Source organism: Flavobacterium defluvii, assembly GCF_900129555.1.
Taxonomy (GTDB): Bacteria; Bacteroidota; Bacteroidia; order Flavobacteriales; family Flavobacteriaceae; genus Flavobacterium; species Flavobacterium defluvii.
This window is the reverse complement of record NZ_FQWC01000003.1, coordinates 179,179-196,880: the sequence shown is the minus strand read 5'-3', so window position 1 is coordinate 196,880 and position 17,702 is coordinate 179,179. Positions and strand designations below refer to the sequence as shown.

The window sequence follows — 17,702 nt, the reverse complement described above, 5'->3', positions numbered from 1 at the left end:
TCATTTTAATAATACTCTTATCTCGCATAATCGACAACAACCCACGGAATATTGAACCTCCCTTTAAATTGATATACTGAAACTTCATCACCAGTCTGAATGTTATTATATAAATCACTATCGACAGAAATTTTCTCTGCCTCAGTCTTTTCTCCCCACGGAGAGAGATTCAAATAATATGTTGTGCTTTTACGGCTTTCGTTTATGGTTTTACTAAGAACTTCTGAAGCAAACACTTTTGGCTCTGAATGATCAAACACGCAATTTGTAGCTACAACAGTACTGTACCCATAAAGAAATCCAAAAACAACATAACTTAATATTGAGAAATAAGCTTTGGCATTTTTAAATGACATTTTTTTGCTGCTTATAATTACAAGTGCAGCATATATAAATGAAATTACTATTGCCGGAATCCAAATGTTAGTGTAATTCTCTATTGAAAAATCCAACATGACTCTTAAGCCAAGAATCAATCCTGGAAATAATATAGGAAACACTACCGTTGGATATACACTACCTTTTTCAACATCAATTTGAATTAAGCCTTTCCAAAATTTTACCGACAAAAAACCTATTAATGGTAAAGAAACACAAGCAATTACCGCATATTTATAAGGTCTTGGATAGAAAAACAACCACACAACAACAATAGCAGTTATGCTGTTTAGTACTTTTACAAATAAATGGGCTTTTTTTAGCTTTTCTTCTCTTTCTTCAATCGTAAACCCAAAATCATTATTTTGAAGTATTTCTTGTTCTTCTCGCTTATACTTTTGCTCTAAAGCTATACTCTTGTCTGCGTCTAAGTCTTTTAATTTAGAATCTAAACTAGACTTTAAATCATCCATATCTTTAAGAAAAAAACCAATATTAATACTTTTCATTTTTCTTTCAATAGGCTCAATAACTAAATTCTTAATTTGAGGGTATTTCGGGTTTCTATCTAATCGAAAACCTTTTATATCCGCAAATTTAAGCTCCCTTTTTCCCCATAAACCAATTGAAATTACAGACTTATCCGCAAGAATGATTTTTCTTTTTTTTGTAGAAATTATTGAAACAATCATTAAAATAACCATCGCAAGAAACAATCCTGTCAGCCATAAACCTGGCATTGCTTGATGCATTTCTTCTGTAATTGTATTAAAGGGAGGTATTATAAGCGCAATTGTTAAACCTCCGTATAATACTATTGCTAATGAAGCAAAAACATACACTGATAGTCTAACTCTTTTTTTTATTCTATATTCTTTCATTTTAAAAACTTTGTAAATTTTTGCAAAATTACTTCCGCTCCTTAGTTTCATGTACCCGTAGACATTTGAATAGTATTAAGAAAAGCCAATAAAAAACCCGTAAAAACTATTCAGTCTTTACGGGTTTAATTTTTTATTTAGACGAAGAAGATTGCTAAACAATCCCCTTCTCAATCATTTCCAGCATTACCGGAGAAGCATTTTTAAAGGTCGGTGGTTGCTCAATAATACTTCCTGCATTCTTCTTATTTACTTTGAAGGTAACATCTTCATTCGTTGTAAATAAAAGTGCGGTTAAAAACGGTTTTTTGATGTAAGTTCCCAAAACCAGTAAAGCTTCATCTAAAGTATGAATGCTTTCGATTTCTTCAGTCTTATAACGTGAAGTTAATGAGATCGAAAAAGTATTATCTTCATTTAAAACCAATCTGAAATAAATGTTTTTGATTTCGGTATCGCCCATCGTTTTAGCCAAAGTAAGTTTTGCGAAAGTTCCAGCTTGAATACTTTCTTTAACTCGTTCACAAAAAAGGGCAAATATTGGTTCGTACATTTTTTTTAAAGTTTCTAAGGTTTTGAGATGCTATCCCGATAGCTATCGGGACTAAGGTTTTACAACCTTTGTCTATAATTTTACCGCAAAGGTCGCAAAGTTTTTTCGCAAAGAACACAAGGAAAATTTAAACTTTGCGAACCTTGCGCAACTCTTAGCGAACTTTGCGGTTAAAAAAAATTATTTTCCTGTAAATTCTGGTTTACGTTTTTCTAAAAACGCTGTTGTTCCTTCTTTAAAATCCTGCGTCCCGAAACATTTTCCGAAGGATTTAATTTCTGTATCAAATCCGTTTTTGCCGTCTTTAAAATTGGCATTGATTGCTTTTATGGCTTTACCTATTGCAAACGGAGCATTTTTAATAATTTTTTGAGCGATTACATTTGTAAATGATAAAAGTTCTGCCTGCGGCACAACATGATTTACCAGACCGTATTGTTTTGCTTCATCTGCAGAAATCATCGCGGCAGTCATAATCATTTCCATGGCACGGCCTTTTCCAACTAATTGTGGTAAACGCTGTGTTCCTCCATAACCCGGAATTAATCCTAAAGTTACTTCCGGCAGTCCCATTTTTGCATTATCTGAAGCAACTCTGAAATGACATGCCATCGCTAATTCTAGTCCGCCGCCAAGAGCAAAACCATTAATTGCTGCAATAACCGGTTTTTTAAGATTTTCTATAAAATCAAATAATGTTTCTTGCCCTTCAGATGCTAATTGCGCGCCTTCAACAACGCTGTAATTTGCAAATTCCGAAATATCTGCTCCGGCTACAAAAGCTTTTTCACCGCTTCCTGTTAAAATAATAACACGTACCTCATCGCTTTTAGCTAATAAGTTTAGCGCATTACTCAAATCGCTGATTGTTGCTTTGTTTAAAGCATTCAGTTTTGAAGGTCTGTTTATAGTTATGGTAGCAGCTTTTTCCTCAATAGAAATTAAGATATTTTCGTAGTTCATGACGATGAATTTAAGAGTTTGTAATAGGTAAAGAAACTCTAAAAGTGGTTCCTTTTCCGTAAGTTGATTCAAAGGTAATTGTTCCTTTGTAATTTTCTATAATGTTTTTGATAATTCCAAGTCCAAGCCCCATTCCGCTGGTTTTGGTGGTAAATTTTGGTTCAAAAATTCGGCCTATATCTTGTTTCTGTATCCCAATTCCGTTATCCTTTACTGCAATTTCAACATTATTATTTCGTCTTTTTACGGTAACAATAATCGATTTTTGAAACTGACTTTCGGGAATAGCCTGAGTGGCATTTTTAACCAAATTGGTAATCACACGAATCAGCTGTGTACGGTCCATTTTGGAAATAATTTCTTCTTCTTCCTTTTCAAAAGAAATATAATCTTCATTAAAAATATCCAAAGCCAATTCTACTACTTCAACAACATTCAGGGTTTCATTTTGCTGAGCCGGCATCGAAGCAAAGTTCGAAAATGCCGAAGCCACAGACGTCATCGTATCTATCTGCTGAATTAAAGTTTCGGAGTAATCATTCATCTTCTGCTTAACATCAGGATCATTTGGATCGAATTTTCTTTGAAAACTCTGAACCGTTAAACGCATTGGCGTAAGCGGATTTTTAATTTCGTGTGCAACTTGTTTCGCCATTTCGCGCCAGGCCTCTTCACGCTCGCTTTGTGCTAATTTTATGGCACTCGTTTCGAGTTTGTCGACCATTCCGTTATACGCTTTAATAAGGAAATTGACTTCTTTACTATTTGCTTCTAAAACAATTTTCTCGTTTTTCTGATCCAGATTGGTTTCTTCCAAACGATCTGAAATGGTTTTTAATGATTTGGTGATGTATGTTGAAAGGAAATATGCCAAAGCAAAAGCCACAATCAGCATAAATGAATAAACCTGACTCAAACGAATGAGGAAAGTATTTAATTCGTTATCATAATAACCGTCGTCTTCTAAATACGGAAGATTGAGAATTCCGAGTGGTTTGAATTTTTCGTCTTTAATTAAACTGTATGAAGATCTGTTCTTAACTCCGTCGATGGTTTTAATGTCTACAAAACGTTTTTCGATGGAAGAACGAACCAGTTTTAGAATATATTCCGGAATTGGCGGTGCGATTTTATCAACAGCAAAAGATTCTTTAGATGATTTTAAAAGTTTTCCGTCCAGACTGTAAATATTGATTTCGATTTTGTGAATCTGTGCAAGTTCATGGATTTTATCTTTGAAAATCAAATCCAGATTTTGGGTTTTCAGCGGATATGTTGTAGTTGAAAGCACATAATTGATGTGTTCTTTGACCGCATTTTCTTTTCGTTCTAAACGTTCCTGATGGTATTCTTTTGCCTCGGTTTTAAACTGAATTATCGAAATCGATGCCAATAAAAAAGATGCCACAACAATCAATACAATCATCGACAGGAAAATCCTGGTACGAAGCGATAGCATTGACATTTTGAAGTTGTTCAACATCTGTTTTATTTGTTTCAGGTTTCAGGTTTCAAGTTCAGTTACGTTGCTTTTGGCAGCTTGAAACCTGAAACTAAAAAACTATTTTTTCTCTCTAATTCTTTTATAAAAACGGAATCCCAGCATAATTAAAACCGAAAATAAAATAATTCCGATTACGCCGTAAATCCAGTTGATGGCGCTTTTTAAAACTACTAAAAAGACAACAGCAAACAGAATAATAGTTGCGCCTTCATTCCACAAACGCATAAAATTATTGGAATATTTTACCTCATCTCTTTGTAATTGTTTAAAAATCTGATGGCATTTTCCGTGATATAAATATAAAAGGAAAACGAAACATAATTTTACGTGCATCCAGGGTTGTGTAAGCCAAATATGCCCGGCATCAGTAAAAAACAGCATCCAAAAAGCAAAAATACTTGCCAAAACTGCCGATGGCCATGTAATAATATACCACAAACGGTAGGCCATTATTTTGTATTGCGCCTGAAGAATTTCTTTTTCTGGCGAAGGTTTTTCACTGGCTTCGATTTGATACACAAACAAACGTACAATATAAAATAAACCGGCAAACCAGGTAATTACAAAAATAAGATGCAGTGATTTTAGATAGTTGTAGTATTCCATTGTTGTTTTGATTCAGGTTTCAGGTTTCAGGTTTCAAGTTCATCAACTTTGGAAAAACTTGAAACTTTAAACCTGAAACAAATATTATTTAGTCCAATCATTAATCCAGTTCGCAACCGTCTGGCACCATTCGTCATCGTCATTCAAACAAGGAACAGCTAAGAATTCTTCTCCTCCATTTGCTTCAAAATCTTCTTTGGCACGCATTGCGATTTCTTCTAAAGTTTCTAAACAATCTGAAACGAAAGCTGGTGTTACCACTGCTAATTTTTTAATTCCTTTTGACGGCATGTTATCAATTTCAACATCTGTATAAGGTTCGAGCCATTTATCACCTGCTAAACGAGACTGGAAAGTCAGGCTGTATTTATCTTCCGGAAGACCTAATAATTTAACGACTTGTTTTGTTGTTTCATAACATTGATGACGGTAGCAGAATTCGTGTGCCGGTGATGGCGTGTTACAGCATGAACCGTCAATTTTACAATGCGATTTTGTAACATCGGTTTTACGGATATGGCGCTCCGGAATTCCATGATAAGAGAACAATAAATGGTCATATTCAAATCCAACTAAGTGTTTCTGAATAGAATCTGCTAAGTTTTTGATGTAGTCCGGTTTATTGTAAAATGACGGAACATCAGTAAATTTCATGTGAGGGAATTTATTTTTGCGAATTTCTTCTGCCTTGACTAAAATAGTCAAAGTCGAAGCCATTGCATATTGTGGATATAATGGAAAAAGCAGTACATCTGTTACTCCTTTATCGCTTAATTCCTGCAGTCCTTTTTCGATTGTCATACTTCCGTAACGCATTGCCAGCGATACGGGAACATTTACTAAAGGCTGTACTTTTTGCTGCATTCTTTCTGAAAGAACTATTAACGGAGAACCTTCTTCCCACCAGATTTTTGAATAAGCATGTGCCGATTCTTCTGGTCTTTTTCTTAAAATAATACCGCGAACTAACAATGCTCTCAATAAATATGGTACATCGATCACATATTTATCCATTAAAAATTCATCTAAATACGGTTTTACATCTTTTGGAGTTGGACTGTCCGGAGAACCTAAGTTTACTAATAATACGCCTTTCATTATTGTTTCTTTTTTCTTTAAGCTTTTTATTTTGTTCTTAAAATTTCGGCAAAAGTAAACGCTGTACTTTATTCGAAATATGATATTTATTACTTTTTAATTATTATAGAATATCTAAAATTGATTTAGCTAATTCGAGAAATTTTTTCACGCTCCCGATAGCTATCGGGATTACACAGATTAAAGCAGATTAATTCATGAATTGCTTAGCCAGCTCGCTATCGCTCGGGTCGTGGCGAAAAAAAAACTTAAACATTCGCATTAATTGACATCAAATATTTTTTTGGTGTTGTTCCGAATTTCTTTTTAAATGCTGCTATAAAATGACTTCCTGTACTGTAACCGATTTTCAATCCGACTTCGTTTACATTATAAGAACCGCTATCTAAAAGTTTTCTGGCGAAATCCATTTTATAATCAAAAAGGAAACCATAAACCGTATCGCCATAAATTTGTTTGAAACCCATTTTCAGCTTTTTCAAGTTCAAACCAATTTCATCTGCTAATTCTTGTAACCCTGGCGGCTCTGCCATATTAGCAATTACGATTTCTTTTGCTTTTCGGATTTTCAATACATTTTCTTCATCAATCAAAAACGGACATTGTTCTGCATTTGGATCTTCGGTTCTGTTGAAATACAAACTCAATAATTCGTATCCTTTTCCTTTATAATAAAGGTTTTTTATAGATGGATGAAGATTATAATGAAACAACTGGCTTAACACAATTGCCATAGACGGACTAATATTTCCTTCGTTGTAATATTTTTTGTCCTTATTATCAGGGCTTAAAAAAGTAATATAATCGGCTTCGGCAGAAAATAATGCGTGAAATTTTTTAATAGAAACAATTACCGAAATAACCCAGGAATTTGGCGCCAATTCTAAATTAAGAGGCAATTCTTTCTGCGGATTGTATAAAAGGAGTGATTTTTCTTCTTTCAGCTCTAAAGCATAATTGCCCTGATTGAATAAAAATTTTGCATTTCCTTTTATTCCGAAGTGAAACTGAATCAGTCCCGTACCTATTTCATGCTGCGCATAAAAAGGCTCCGAACTATCGTTCTGAAACCTGATTAGCGTAAAGTCGTCTTCAATTTTTATTTCTTCCTCCATTTTGATTCCTTTATTCAAGTTGTAATTGATTTTTGCTGAAACGATAATTTGGTTTTCAAAATTAAATCATTTTGATGGGTTTATCGTTTACTTGCTTCTAAATTTATAATTTCTTTATTCTTTCAACATCTTTTCCTTCTTTTTCGGCTCAATTTTATCATAAAGCGATCGAAGTCAAACTTGGTTTTGATAGTGTTAATTTACTGATTTTCATCTTAATCCTTCTTAAAAACAAACATCAATTATTTCCTATAGTATTTATAACTGTTCTAAATTAAGAATTTGTTGCATTTTAATAAAACCAATTATAAAAACCGCACGTAAATAAATGCTAAAAAACTAAATCAATAATTAAATAAAAGCTTTTATGAAAATTAACAAAATAGTAAAAAAAGGACTTTGGGCGGTTTTAATAACAGGAGTGTTGTTTTTCGCCATTTTGGTATTCCACATAATTACAGCAAAACCAGCAGTTTATGAAAGTCCAAATCTTCAGGTAAGCAGGATTGATTTTAAAGAAAACATAGATTCTGCTGCTGCGAAAAAGATTTGCGCAGATTTAAGATCCATAAAAGGATTAACGTCCGATTCGATAATCGTAAAAAGAAACGTCGTAGTCTATTTTCATAACAATAAGATTACTAATTCAAAAAAAGTATATGACGAATTAATGAGCAAAGGCAATTATGATGCTAAACGTTACATATTACCTGCTAATCTGGCCAACCAGGAAGTTTGTCCTATAGATCAAAATAGTTACAGCTACAAATTGTCAAAAAAAATCAATCAGTTTTTTAATTAACCCTTAAATATTTATTATGAAAAATTTTTCTAAAATTACGCTTGGCGCATTGATTATTGCAGCGGTATCATTAACATCATGCAGCAACGACGATGACAATAACACTCCGGCAGAAAAACCAACTATTTATGAGAGATTAGGAGGAACTACAATGGTATCAGATCCTGATAATTCAGGACAAATGATTGAAAAAGGCCGTTTGAGTTTCCGCAAAGTTGTAAATTCTACCATAGGATTAATCGTAGCTGATATTCAGTCTAATGCTTCAGGTAATTTACAGGCACACTTTGCTCCTCTTCTTGCAGAAACAGGAAATACACAGGCTACTAATATTGCAAAATTATCAGATAATCTTACTGATTTCTTTTCTTTTAATACAGGTGGAACAAATGCTGTAAACACATATTCAGGTTTAAGTATGTCAGCTGCGCACGATCCTGCAAAAAACCCTAGAATGGGAACTAAATCCAGCAATGCAGATTATACAAAATTTGAAGGTTATGTTGGTGCTGCCGCAAATGCAAATGGTGTTGCTTCAAACACAGAACTTTACACAGATATCGTTGCAGTTTTAGAATCATTAAGAACTCCAATCGTTCAAAAATAATTTTCTTTCCCTAAAAGCGCTATTTTAAATCTTTAAGATGGCGCTTTTTATTTAATCCCACTTTTAGTAAAAAATAACGCCAATTGGGTAGTAAATAATTTAAAAAAATTCGGTTTTGAATTTTTGAACCCTCAGCGATATTTTTTTACAGTCAAATTTTATCCATTTGCTTTAATTTATTTAGAACGACTCTAAACAAAACATTTCAAACGACTTGATTTTGCTATAAAAGTGCTGATTTTTAAATAAAATGATACGTTTATAATCAAAAAAACATACAGCGACACAAAAAGTACTTTTAGCGTTATTTTTATCAACGGTATAATAATAATTTTGTTGCACTTTTATGAAAGTGAATTTATGGAAAACAATAACGTACCGAAACACCTTTATTTTTACTCAGTTGGTCTGAGTTATAAAAAAGCTGATGCTGAGGTCAGAGGTCAATTTAGTTTGGATGCAATTGCAAAGACGCGTTTGCTTGAACAGGCTAAAAACGATGGGATAGAAAGTTTATTAGTAACTTCGACCTGCAACAGAACCGAGGTTTACGGTTTTGCAGAACATCCATTTCAATTAATCAAACTTATCTGCGACAACAGCAACGGTTCTGTTGATGCTTTTCAAAGAGTTGGTTTCGTTTATAAAAATCAGGAAGCAATTAATCATTTATTTCGCGTAGGAACTGGTTTAGATAGTCAGATTCTTGGCGATTTCGAAATTATATCTCAAATCAAAACTTCTTTTACCCATTCAAAATCATTAGGCTTAGCCAATGCTTTTATGGAGAGACTTGTAAACGCCGTTATTCAGGCGAGTAAAAGAATTAAAACCGAAACAGAAATTAGCTCTGGCGCTACTTCCGTATCTTTTGCTTCTGTACAATATATTTTAAAGAATGTTGAAGATATCAGCAATAAAAACATTTTGCTTTTCGGAACTGGAAAAATTGGAAGAAACACTTGTGAAAATTTAGTAAAACATACTAAAAACGAACACATTACTTTAATCAACCGAACTAAAGACAAAGCTGAGAAACTAGCAGGAAAACTAAATTTGATTGTTAAAGATTATTCTGAATTGCACTTAGAACTTCAAAAAGCTGATGTGGTGGTTGTAGCAACCGGTGCACAAAACCCAACAGTTGACAAAGCAATTTTGAATCTTAAAAAACCTTTGTTGATTTTGGATTTATCGATTCCAAAAAACGTTCATGAAAATGTAGAGGAGTTAGAAGGTGTAACTTTGATTCATATGGATTATTTGTCTCAGTTGACAGATGAAACTCTGGAAAACAGAAAATTACACATTCCGGCAGCTGAAGCGATCATCGAAGAAATTAAAGAAGAATTTATTGCGTGGATGAAAGGCCGCAAATTTGCGCCGACAATTAATGCTTTAAAAGAAAAACTAAACGCAATAAAAGCTTCAGAGTTGGATTTTCAAAGTAAAAAAATGGCTGATTTCAATGAAGCACAAGCTGAAATCATCAGTAACCGAATCATTCAAAAAATCACTACTCATTTTGCAAATCATTTAAAAGACGACGATACCATGGTTGATGAAAGCATCGAATGGATCGAAAAAGTCTTCAAAATAAAGGCATCTTAAATACAATTTAAACCATATAAGTTATATAAGTTCATTTAAAAACTGTGTTTTACCCAAACTGCTTAAATTTACTTATATAACTTATATGGTTCAAAAAACAAAACATGGCTGAAAAAACAATCAGAATAGGAACGCGTGACAGCGAATTAGCACTTTGGCAAGCACACACTGTAGAGAAAAAACTAAATGATTTAGGTTACAAAACCTCAATTGTGGCAGTAAAATCTCAGGGTGATATTATTCTTGATAAACCGCTTTATGAATTGGGAATTACAGGAATTTTTACCAAAACGCTTGACATTGCCATGATTAATGGCGATATTGATATTGCGGTGCATTCTATGAAAGATGTTCCTACAGCTTTACCGAAAGGAATCGTTCAGGGAGCAGTTTTGCCAAGAGCCAATGTTTTGGACATTTTAGTTCACAAAGGAAATCCTGATTTTTCAAATTCAAGTACCATTGCGACAGGAAGTTTACGTCGTCAGGCACAATGGTTTAACAAATACCCAAATCATACCGTAGTTGATTTACGAGGAAACGTAAATACGCGCATGCAAAAACTACAGGATAATGATTGGGACGGAGCTGTTTTTGCCGCAGCAGGTTTAGAGCGAATTAACCTAAAACCTGAAAATTTTATCAATTTAGACTGGATGATTCCTGCGCCGGCACAAGGTGCAATGCTGGTTGTAGGAATGGAAAACGACAATTATACGCTCGATGCCCTTTCGCAGCTAAACGATATCGAAACCGAAATCTGTACGCATATCGAACGTCAGTTTTTAAGAACTCTTGAAGGAGGCTGTACTGCCCCAATAGGAGCCTTGGTAAAATATAATGAAGATGAAGACACTTTGCATTTTCAAGGCGTTTTACTTTCTATTGACGGAAAACAAAAACTGGAAATCAATAAAACGGTTGATATTTCGGAGTGGAAAAAACTAGGTTTCAACTCTGCTCAGGAAATTTTGAATAATGGAGGAACTGAATTGATGCAAAAGATTAAAGAATCACTGAAAAAATAATGGCGAATTCAATTCAGATATTATCTACTAAAGTATTATCTCCTCTTCATAAACAAGAGCTGGTTAAAATTGGTCTGGAAGTAATAGAAGCCGATTTTATTAAAACCGAAAACAAACCTTTCGAATTAAAAGACCTTAACGAAAGTCTGATTTTCACGAGCCAAAACGCTGTTCACAGTATTTTATCACATCCAAAATCTGAAGAACTAAAAAAGAAAAACGTTTATTGTGTTGGATTAAAAACAAAAAGTCTTTTAACAGAAAACGGATTCAATGTTGTGGCTTACACAGGTTATGCAGCGGATTTGGCAGAAATTATATCGTTGATTTACAACAAAGAAAGTTATACTTTTTTCAGCGGTAATCTTCGAAGAGATACTTTGCCGGAAGCTTTAAAAGAAGCCGGAATAAAATTTAACGAAATTGAGGTTTACGAAACTTCTCTACTGCCTCAGAAAATAAAAGCAAATCCAGAAGCTGTTTTGTTTTTTAGTCCTTCCGGAGTTCAAAGTTACCTCAAAGACAACACCATACATAAGCAGCTTTGCTTTTGCATTGGCGAAACCACTGCCGAAGCTTTACATAAAATTACTAAAAACATCATAGTTGCAAAACAACCAACGATTGAAGATGTGATTGAAAATGTAATTCAAGAATATAAATAACAATAACAAACCTAACAGGTTTTAAAAACCTGTTAGGTTTAAACATAAAAAAACCATGTTAAAAAACGACCTATTTTTAAGAGCATTAAAAGGAGAAACAGTTCAGCGTCCACCGGTATGGATGATGCGTCAGGCAGGAAGATATTTACCAGAATTTAGAGAGCTTCGTGATAAATATGATTTTTTCACACGTTGCGAAACTCCAGAATTAGCTGCTGAAATTACCGTTCAGCCAATTCGCCGAATCGCTCCGGATGCTGCTATTTTATTCTCAGATATTTTAGTAGTGCCTCGCGCAATGGGAATTCACGTTGAATTGAAGGACAACTTAGGACCAATTATTCCAAATCCAATTCGTACGATGGAACAAGTAAATCAAGTTTTTGTTCCAGATGTAAATGAAACTTTAGGTTACGTTTTTGACGCTGTGAAATTGACTAAAGAAATGCTGAATGACGAAGTGCCATTAATTGGTTTCGCAGGTTCGCCCTGGACCATTTTCTGCTATGCAGTTGAAGGAAAAGGTTCTAAAAGTTTTGATACTGCAAAAGGATTCTGTTTTTCAAACCCAGTTGCAGCGCATACTTTATTGCAAAAAATCACTGATACAACTATTTTATACTTAAAAGAAAAAGTAAAATCGGGAGTAAATGCCGTTCAGATTTTTGATTCTTGGGGAGGAATGCTTTCTCCAGCTGATTATCAGGAATTTTCATGGAAATACATCAACCAGATTGTTGATGCTTTAGCAGATATCACTCCAGTTATTGTTTTCGGAAAAGGATGTTGGTTTGCTCTTGGCGAAATGGGTAAAAGCCGGGCTTCTGCACTTGGAGTTGACTGGACTTGTACAGCAAGAAATGCTCGCTACTTATCTGGAGGAAACATTACTTTACAAGGAAATTTTGATCCTTCCAGATTGCTTTCTCCTATTCCAACTATCAAGAAAATGGTTCACGAAATGATCGATGAGTTCGGAAAAGACAAATATATTGTAAATTTAGGTCACGGAATTTTACCAAATATCCCTGTAGATCACGCAAAAGCGTTTATTGACGCAGTTAAGGAATACGGGCAATAAATAGCTGATAGTTTTGGTTGATGGTTGTTGGAAATAAAACTATCAACCAAAAACCATCAACAATCAACTTAAAAACATGCTCAACAAAGGATTAAGAGACGAAGAGAAAATAAGAATTGATAACGTCCTCAAAACGTTACGAACTCTTATTTTTGTGCCTTATCCTTTGAGTCACTTGCAAATAACTGATATTGAAAATCAGCTGAAAGAATTCGGGTTAAACATTGAAAGTTTAATTGATTTTTCGAATGAAGATTTAATCACTTTATTAATACGTCTTCATTTTGATTGGGAACATTTGGAGCAATTCGGAGATATTTTGGTTGAATTCTCCAAAGAAGAAAATTATAATTTTACTGATAAAGCTTTGGCTATTTATCAATATATCCAACAAGAAAGCAAGGTTTTTTCTTTTGGAATAAATGCTAAAATTGCTTCGGCGAAAGCCAAAAAATAATGAGAATGAAAGACAAATTTTACGCATACATACAAAATTTACAAGACCAGATCTGTGCCGGATTAGAAGCTCTTGACGGAACTGCAAAATTTCGTGAAGACTTATGGAAACGTTCTGAAGGCGGAGGCGGAAGAACACGCGTTATAGAAAACGGAAATGTTTTCGAAAAAGGCGGTGTAAACATTTCAGCTGTTCACGGGAAACTTCCGGAAACAATGCAAAAAATGTTTGGCGTAGGCGAAGCCGATTTCTTTGCCTGCGGATTAAGTTTGGTTATTCACCCGAAAAACCCTATGGTTCCTACTGTCCACGCCAATTGGCGATATTTTGAAATGTACGATGAAGCTGGAAAAGTGATCGAACAATGGTTTGGCGGCGGACAGGATTTAACGCCTTATTATTTGTTTGAAGAAGATGCAAAACACTTTCATCAAACGTGTAAAACAGCTTGCGACAAACATAACTCGGAGTTTTATCCGAAGTATAAAAAACAATGCGATTCGTATTTTTGGAATGCACATAGAAATGAAGCTCGCGGAATTGGGGGTTTATTCTTTGATTACTGCAAAGCAAATGAACAAATGTCGATGGAAAACTGGTACGATTTTGTAACCGAAGTTGGCAACAGTTTCCTTGAAGCGTATGTACCGATTGTGGAAAGAAGAAAAAATCTGGATTATACTCCGGAAAACAGAAACTGGCAGGAAATCCGTCGTGGCCGCTATGTTGAGTTCAATCTCGTTCACGACAAAGGAACTTTATTCGGTTTAAAAACCAATGGGCGAATTGAGAGTATTCTAATGAGTTTACCTCCACATGTACAATGGGTTTATGATCATCATGCCGAACCTGGAAGCGAAGAAGAAAAATTAGTAAACGTCTTGGAAAATCAGCGTGAATGGATTTAAAAATGATTTATTTAACGTTTTTTGGAAGTGCATTTGGGTGTTTTGCCCAAAACGATACTTTGCAAAATCCGTATTTTAAATCATATAATGATAAAATTACTGCCAGCGTTTATTATCTGGACACTTCTAATAGTTTTCAAATTGCTTCAGATATTCAGGATCCGAAAATATATTTAAATTTAATTCCAAACCGAAGAGAACAGATTGGTTTTAATCTGAATTATAAAATTATAGATGTTACAGTTGGTTTCGCTCCAAAGTTTCTTAGCGGAAACAAAGGCGACTCTCATTCGAAGCATTTTAATTTCAATACTCGTTTTTATTACAAAAAATGGATGCAGTCGTTTACTTTTATCAATCAAAAAGGATTTTATGTCAACGATAATAATGTAACTGCACAACTGCCCAATATGCGTACTTTGAAAATTGGTGGTTCTACATCTTATATTTTTAATGACAAATTTTCTTTTAAAACACTAGTAAGTCAAAATGAATGGCAGACTAAAAGTTCCGGAAGTTTTATACCGACTTTCTCCTTTTACTACACCAATCTGGACTTGAACACTCCCGATTCGTCACCCGGAGATATGTATGTATTTACATTGGCACCATCTTATTTCTATAATTTCGTAATAAGCGATCGGGTTTTAATTGGGGCAGGAATTGCTTTGGGGGCAGGAATTAATGATATTGACGGCGATACCTCAGCTTTGTACCAAGCCGATTTTAATTTGAAACTGACCTATAACAATGATCGTTTCTTTGGTTTTGCCAGTCTTAATACCGTAAGTTTTGCTCAGGATGATAAGGTTGATCCGCGGCTAAACGATAATATCGCTACTTTAAAACTTTCAGTAGGTTATCGATTCGATCCTCCGAAAAAAGTAAAAGAAGTCTACGATAAGGTTAACGATAAAATTGGTTTATAGAAAAACTAGAACTCATAAACAATGAATTACGAATAAAATGCTTAAATTAACGAGGATTTATACAAACTAAATTTCATTATTATGGCAAATTTGAACAATGAACAATTAGATCGTATGCATTCAGGAAAAGGATTTATAGCAGCTCTTGATCAAAGCGGCGGCAGTACTCCGAAGGCATTATCGCAATATGGCGTTGAAGAGAGCAGTTATACAAATGATGAGGAAATGTATACGCTTGTGCATGAAATGAGAACCAGAATTATCAAAAGCCCTGCTTTTGACAGCCAATATATTCTTGGAGCTATTTTGTTTGAAAACACAATGGATCGCAAAATTGACGGCGAATGGACAGCAGATTATTTATGGAAAAAGAAAAATATCGTTCCGTTTTTAAAAGTTGACAAAGGATTAGCTGATCTTGCAAATGGTGTTCAGCTGATGAAGCCGATTTCAAATCTGGATGAATTGCTGACGCGAGCTGTAGAACGAAATATATTTGGAACCAAAATGCGTTCTGTGATTAAAGAAGCGAATCCGGAAGGAATTCGTGAAGTTGTTGAACAGCAGTTTGAAGTTGGAAAGCAAATATTCGCCAAAGGTCTGGTTCCGATTATTGAACCTGAAGTTGATATTTACAGCCCTGACAAAGAAAAATCAGAGCAGATTTTAAAAGAAGAAATCCAGAAACAGCTTAATTTATTAGATAAAGATGTAAAAGTAATGCTGAAACTTTCTATTCCAACGGTAAATAATTTTTACAGCGAATTAATTTCTGATCCACATGTTGTGCGGGTTGTGGCATTATCCGGAGGATATTCAAGAGAAGAAGCCAATGATAAACTGGAACACAATCATGGATTAATCGCCAGTTTTTCAAGAGCATTGTCTGAAGGACTTAGTGCCGGCCAATCAGATGCTTATTTTGATACAACGCTAAGCAATACAATTAAAGCTATTTACAAGGCTTCGATTACATAAGTAAGTCGTAAGTTAAAATCATAAAGTCAAAAGTATTATAATCAATTAATAAAAAATCAAAATCAGGGTTGTAGAAAAATCTAAATCTACATTCTAAAATCTAAAATTCAAAAACAATGTTCCCATTACAAAGAAACCGCCGTTTAAGAACCAATGAATCTATACGTTCATTAGTTCGTGAAACCAGTTTAAGTCCACAGGATTTTATGCTTCCAATGTTTGTTGCCGAAGGAAAAGATGTAAAATCGGCAATTCCGTCAATGCCGGGAATTTACCGTCATTCATTAGACAATACAATAAAAGAAGTAAAAGAAGCCTGGGATTTAGGAATTAAAGCGGTAAACATCTACGTAAAAGTAAGCGATAATTTAAAAGACAATAAAGGAACTGAAGCCTGGAACAAAGATGGTTTAATGCAGCAAACTATACGTGCGATTAAAGATGCTGTTCCGGAAATGATTGTAATGCCAGATGTGGCTTTAGACCCGTATTCAATTTACGGTCACGACGGAATTATCGAAAATGGCCAATTAATTAACGATGCAACTGTAGACGCCTTAACCAGAATGAGTTTAAGTCATGCTGAAGCGGGAGCTGATTTTGTTGCACCAAGCGACATGATGGATGGACGTGTTTTGGCGATTAGAAAAGCATTAGAAGAAAACGGACATCACAATGTTGGCATCATGAGTTACAGTGCCAAATATGCTTCGGCATTTTACGGACCATTTCGCGATGCCTTAGATTCTGCTCCTGTTGATTCGCAAAATATCCCAAAAGATAAAAAGACATATCAAATGGATTATGCTAACCGAATTGAAGGAATTCGCGAAGCTTTATTAGACGTTGAAGAAGGTGCAGATATCGTTATGGTAAAACCGGGAATAGCCTATTTAGACATTGTTCGTGAGGTAAAAAATGCCGTTCATGTGCCGGTTGCTGTTTACCAAGTATCTGGTGAGTACGCAATGGTAAAGGCCGCAGCCGAAAGAGGATGGCTGGATCACGACAAAATTATGATAGAGCAACTTTATTGCATTAAACGTGCGGGTGCGAGTATTATCTCTACTTATTTTGCAAAAGAAGCTTCATTACTTTTAAATAAATAAGGATGAAAAAAGTATTATTATTATCTGCTGTTTTAGCATTTGCATCGTGTAAAAAAGAAGTTTCAGAAAATACAGATACGGTTACAGAAACTTATTCCGAAGGAGAATCGGCAAAAGCCACAACACCGGAAGCTTTAGGGAAAGAAATTTTTGAAGGAAGAGGAAATTGTACATCATGTCATCAGCCCGATCAAAAAATCATTGGGCCGAGTATTAAGGAAATTGCCAAAATCTATAAAGACAAAAAAGGAGATATTCCGACTTTCTTAAAAGGAAATGCAGATCCTATTGTTGATCCGAGTCAGTTTTCGGTAATGCAGACCAATTTCGGGATAACAAAAGCAATGTCTGATGAAGAATTAAAAGCAATTGAAACTTACATTTACAGCCATTTGAGCAATTAATGTTTTAGTATATAAAAAACGGCGC

The 17,702-nt window shown here is 34.5% G+C and carries 19 protein-coding genes; 12 read left to right on the top strand and 7 right to left on the bottom strand.

Annotated elements, in window-relative coordinates; translation table 11 throughout:
• Window positions 1-17: 17 nt before the first annotated feature.
• From BUC29_RS08445 to BUC29_RS08415, 7 genes are all read right to left on the bottom strand, one after another.
• Window positions 18-1,259, bottom strand: coding sequence for a hypothetical protein (locus BUC29_RS08445; RefSeq protein WP_139260447.1), 1,242 nt, complete (start codon window positions 1,257-1,259; stop codon window positions 18-20).
• 154 nt (window positions 1,260-1,413) lie between these two features.
• Window positions 1,414-1,812, bottom strand: coding sequence for a hypothetical protein (locus BUC29_RS08440; RefSeq protein WP_073415282.1), 399 nt, complete (start codon window positions 1,810-1,812; stop codon window positions 1,414-1,416).
• Between the two features lie 180 nt (window positions 1,813-1,992).
• Complete coding sequence (locus BUC29_RS08435; RefSeq protein ID WP_073415280.1) at window positions 1,993-2,775, bottom strand: enoyl-CoA hydratase/isomerase family protein; 783 nt, start codon at window positions 2,773-2,775, stop codon at window positions 1,993-1,995.
• 10 nt (window positions 2,776-2,785) lie between these two features.
• Complete coding sequence (locus BUC29_RS08430) at window positions 2,786-4,201, bottom strand: sensor histidine kinase (protein ID WP_012023024.1); 1,416 nt, start codon at window positions 4,199-4,201, stop codon at window positions 2,786-2,788.
• Between the two features lie 135 nt (window positions 4,202-4,336).
• Entirely contained in the window at window positions 4,337-4,885 is a 549-nt protein-coding gene (locus BUC29_RS08425; protein WP_073415278.1) for a CopD family protein, read from the bottom strand.
• Window positions 4,886-4,969: 84 nt separating this feature from the next.
• Window positions 4,970-5,983 carry a ferrochelatase gene (gene hemH, locus BUC29_RS08420; protein ID WP_073415276.1) on the bottom strand — a complete coding sequence of 338 codons (1,014 nt, stop codon included), beginning with the start codon at window positions 5,981-5,983 and terminating at the stop codon, window positions 4,970-4,972.
• A 248-nt stretch (window positions 5,984-6,231) separates the two neighbouring features.
• Entirely contained in the window at window positions 6,232-7,098 is an 867-nt protein-coding gene (locus tag BUC29_RS08415) for an AraC family transcriptional regulator (protein WP_008465659.1), read from the bottom strand.
• Window positions 7,099-7,465: 367 nt separating this feature from the next.
• Between BUC29_RS08415 and BUC29_RS08410 the strand changes: the two genes are divergently transcribed.
• The 12 genes from BUC29_RS08410 to BUC29_RS08355 all read left to right on the top strand — a co-directional run bounded on the left by BUC29_RS08410 (window position 7,466) and on the right by BUC29_RS08355 (window position 17,677).
• On the top strand, window positions 7,466-7,900 hold the full coding sequence (locus BUC29_RS08410) for a hypothetical protein (protein WP_073415274.1): 435 nt from the start codon (window positions 7,466-7,468) through the stop codon (window positions 7,898-7,900).
• Window positions 7,901-7,916: 16 nt separating this feature from the next.
• Window positions 7,917-8,507 carry a globin family protein gene (locus BUC29_RS08405; protein ID WP_073415272.1) on the top strand — a complete coding sequence of 197 codons (591 nt, stop codon included), beginning with the start codon at window positions 7,917-7,919 and terminating at the stop codon, window positions 8,505-8,507.
• A gap of 360 nt (window positions 8,508-8,867) precedes the next feature.
• Window positions 8,868-10,118, top strand: coding sequence for a glutamyl-tRNA reductase (gene hemA, locus BUC29_RS08400; RefSeq protein ID WP_073415270.1), 1,251 nt, complete (start codon window positions 8,868-8,870; stop codon window positions 10,116-10,118).
• A 104-nt stretch (window positions 10,119-10,222) separates the two neighbouring features.
• Window positions 10,223-11,146, top strand: a complete 924-nt coding sequence (gene hemC, locus BUC29_RS08395) for a hydroxymethylbilane synthase (RefSeq protein WP_073415268.1) — start codon at window positions 10,223-10,225, stop codon at window positions 11,144-11,146.
• Window positions 11,146-11,811, top strand: coding sequence for a uroporphyrinogen-III synthase (locus tag BUC29_RS08390; protein WP_073415266.1), 666 nt, complete (start codon window positions 11,146-11,148; stop codon window positions 11,809-11,811). Before hemC ends, BUC29_RS08390 begins: the two co-directional genes overlap by 1 nt.
• Before the next feature lie 55 nt (window positions 11,812-11,866).
• On the top strand, window positions 11,867-12,892 hold the full coding sequence (hemE, locus tag BUC29_RS08385) for a uroporphyrinogen decarboxylase (protein WP_008465672.1): 1,026 nt from the start codon (window positions 11,867-11,869) through the stop codon (window positions 12,890-12,892).
• A 76-nt stretch (window positions 12,893-12,968) separates the two neighbouring features.
• Window positions 12,969-13,349, top strand: coding sequence for a hypothetical protein (locus BUC29_RS08380; protein ID WP_073415264.1), 381 nt, complete (start codon window positions 12,969-12,971; stop codon window positions 13,347-13,349).
• Window positions 13,350-13,354: 5 nt separating this feature from the next.
• The gene (gene hemF / locus BUC29_RS08375) at window positions 13,355-14,257 is read left to right on the top strand and encodes an oxygen-dependent coproporphyrinogen oxidase (RefSeq protein WP_073415978.1); all 903 of its coding nucleotides are present in this window, start codon (window positions 13,355-13,357) and stop codon (window positions 14,255-14,257) included.
• A gap of 2 nt (window positions 14,258-14,259) precedes the next feature.
• A complete protein-coding gene (locus BUC29_RS08370; protein ID WP_244160799.1) occupies window positions 14,260-15,186 on the top strand; it encodes a DUF4421 family protein in 927 nt (308 codons plus the stop codon).
• A gap of 90 nt (window positions 15,187-15,276) precedes the next feature.
• Window positions 15,277-16,164, top strand: coding sequence for a fructose bisphosphate aldolase (locus BUC29_RS08365; protein WP_073415976.1), 888 nt, complete (start codon window positions 15,277-15,279; stop codon window positions 16,162-16,164).
• Window positions 16,165-16,280: 116 nt separating this feature from the next.
• Window positions 16,281-17,273: a porphobilinogen synthase gene (hemB, locus tag BUC29_RS08360; RefSeq protein WP_073415260.1), complete on the top strand. Its 993-nt coding sequence runs from the start codon at window positions 16,281-16,283 to the stop codon at window positions 17,271-17,273.
• 2 nt (window positions 17,274-17,275) lie between these two features.
• On the top strand, window positions 17,276-17,677 hold the full coding sequence (locus BUC29_RS08355; RefSeq protein ID WP_073415258.1) for a c-type cytochrome: 402 nt from the start codon (window positions 17,276-17,278) through the stop codon (window positions 17,675-17,677).
• Window positions 17,678-17,702 lie beyond the last annotated feature (25 nt).

Bases quoted from the DNA above. Each gene is read 5' to 3' on its own strand.
- BUC29_RS08445 (WP_139260447.1), bottom strand. From the start codon at position 1,259: ATGAAAGAATATAGAATAAAAAAAAGAGTTAGACTATCAGTGTATGTT.
- BUC29_RS08440 (WP_073415282.1), bottom strand. From the start codon at position 1,812: ATGTACGAACCAATATTTGCCCTTTTTTGTGAACGAGTTAAAGAAAGT.
- BUC29_RS08435 (WP_073415280.1), bottom strand. From the start codon at position 2,775: ATGAACTACGAAAATATCTTAATTTCTATTGAGGAAAAAGCTGCTACC.
- BUC29_RS08430 (WP_012023024.1), bottom strand. From the start codon at position 4,201: ATGATTGTATTGATTGTTGTGGCATCTTTTTTATTGGCATCGATTTCG.
- BUC29_RS08425 (WP_073415278.1), bottom strand. From the start codon at position 4,885: ATGGAATACTACAACTATCTAAAATCACTGCATCTTATTTTTGTAATT.
- hemH (WP_073415276.1), bottom strand. From the start codon at position 5,983: ATGAAAGGCGTATTATTAGTAAACTTAGGTTCTCCGGACAGTCCAACT.
- BUC29_RS08415 (WP_008465659.1), bottom strand. From the start codon at position 7,098: ATGGAGGAAGAAATAAAAATTGAAGACGACTTTACGCTAATCAGGTTT.
- BUC29_RS08410 (WP_073415274.1), top strand. From the start codon at position 7,466: ATGAAAATTAACAAAATAGTAAAAAAAGGACTTTGGGCGGTTTTAATA.
- BUC29_RS08405 (WP_073415272.1), top strand. From the start codon at position 7,917: ATGAAAAATTTTTCTAAAATTACGCTTGGCGCATTGATTATTGCAGCG.
- hemA (WP_073415270.1), top strand. From the start codon at position 8,868: ATGGAAAACAATAACGTACCGAAACACCTTTATTTTTACTCAGTTGGT.
- hemC (WP_073415268.1), top strand. From the start codon at position 10,223: ATGGCTGAAAAAACAATCAGAATAGGAACGCGTGACAGCGAATTAGCA.
- BUC29_RS08390 (WP_073415266.1), top strand. From the start codon at position 11,146: ATGGCGAATTCAATTCAGATATTATCTACTAAAGTATTATCTCCTCTT.
- hemE (WP_008465672.1), top strand. From the start codon at position 11,867: ATGTTAAAAAACGACCTATTTTTAAGAGCATTAAAAGGAGAAACAGTT.
- BUC29_RS08380 (WP_073415264.1), top strand. From the start codon at position 12,969: ATGCTCAACAAAGGATTAAGAGACGAAGAGAAAATAAGAATTGATAAC.
- hemF (WP_073415978.1), top strand. From the start codon at position 13,355: ATGAAAGACAAATTTTACGCATACATACAAAATTTACAAGACCAGATC.
- BUC29_RS08370 (WP_244160799.1), top strand. From the start codon at position 14,260: ATGATTTATTTAACGTTTTTTGGAAGTGCATTTGGGTGTTTTGCCCAA.
- hemB (WP_073415260.1), top strand. From the start codon at position 16,281: ATGTTCCCATTACAAAGAAACCGCCGTTTAAGAACCAATGAATCTATA.
- BUC29_RS08355 (WP_073415258.1), top strand. From the start codon at position 17,276: ATGAAAAAAGTATTATTATTATCTGCTGTTTTAGCATTTGCATCGTGT.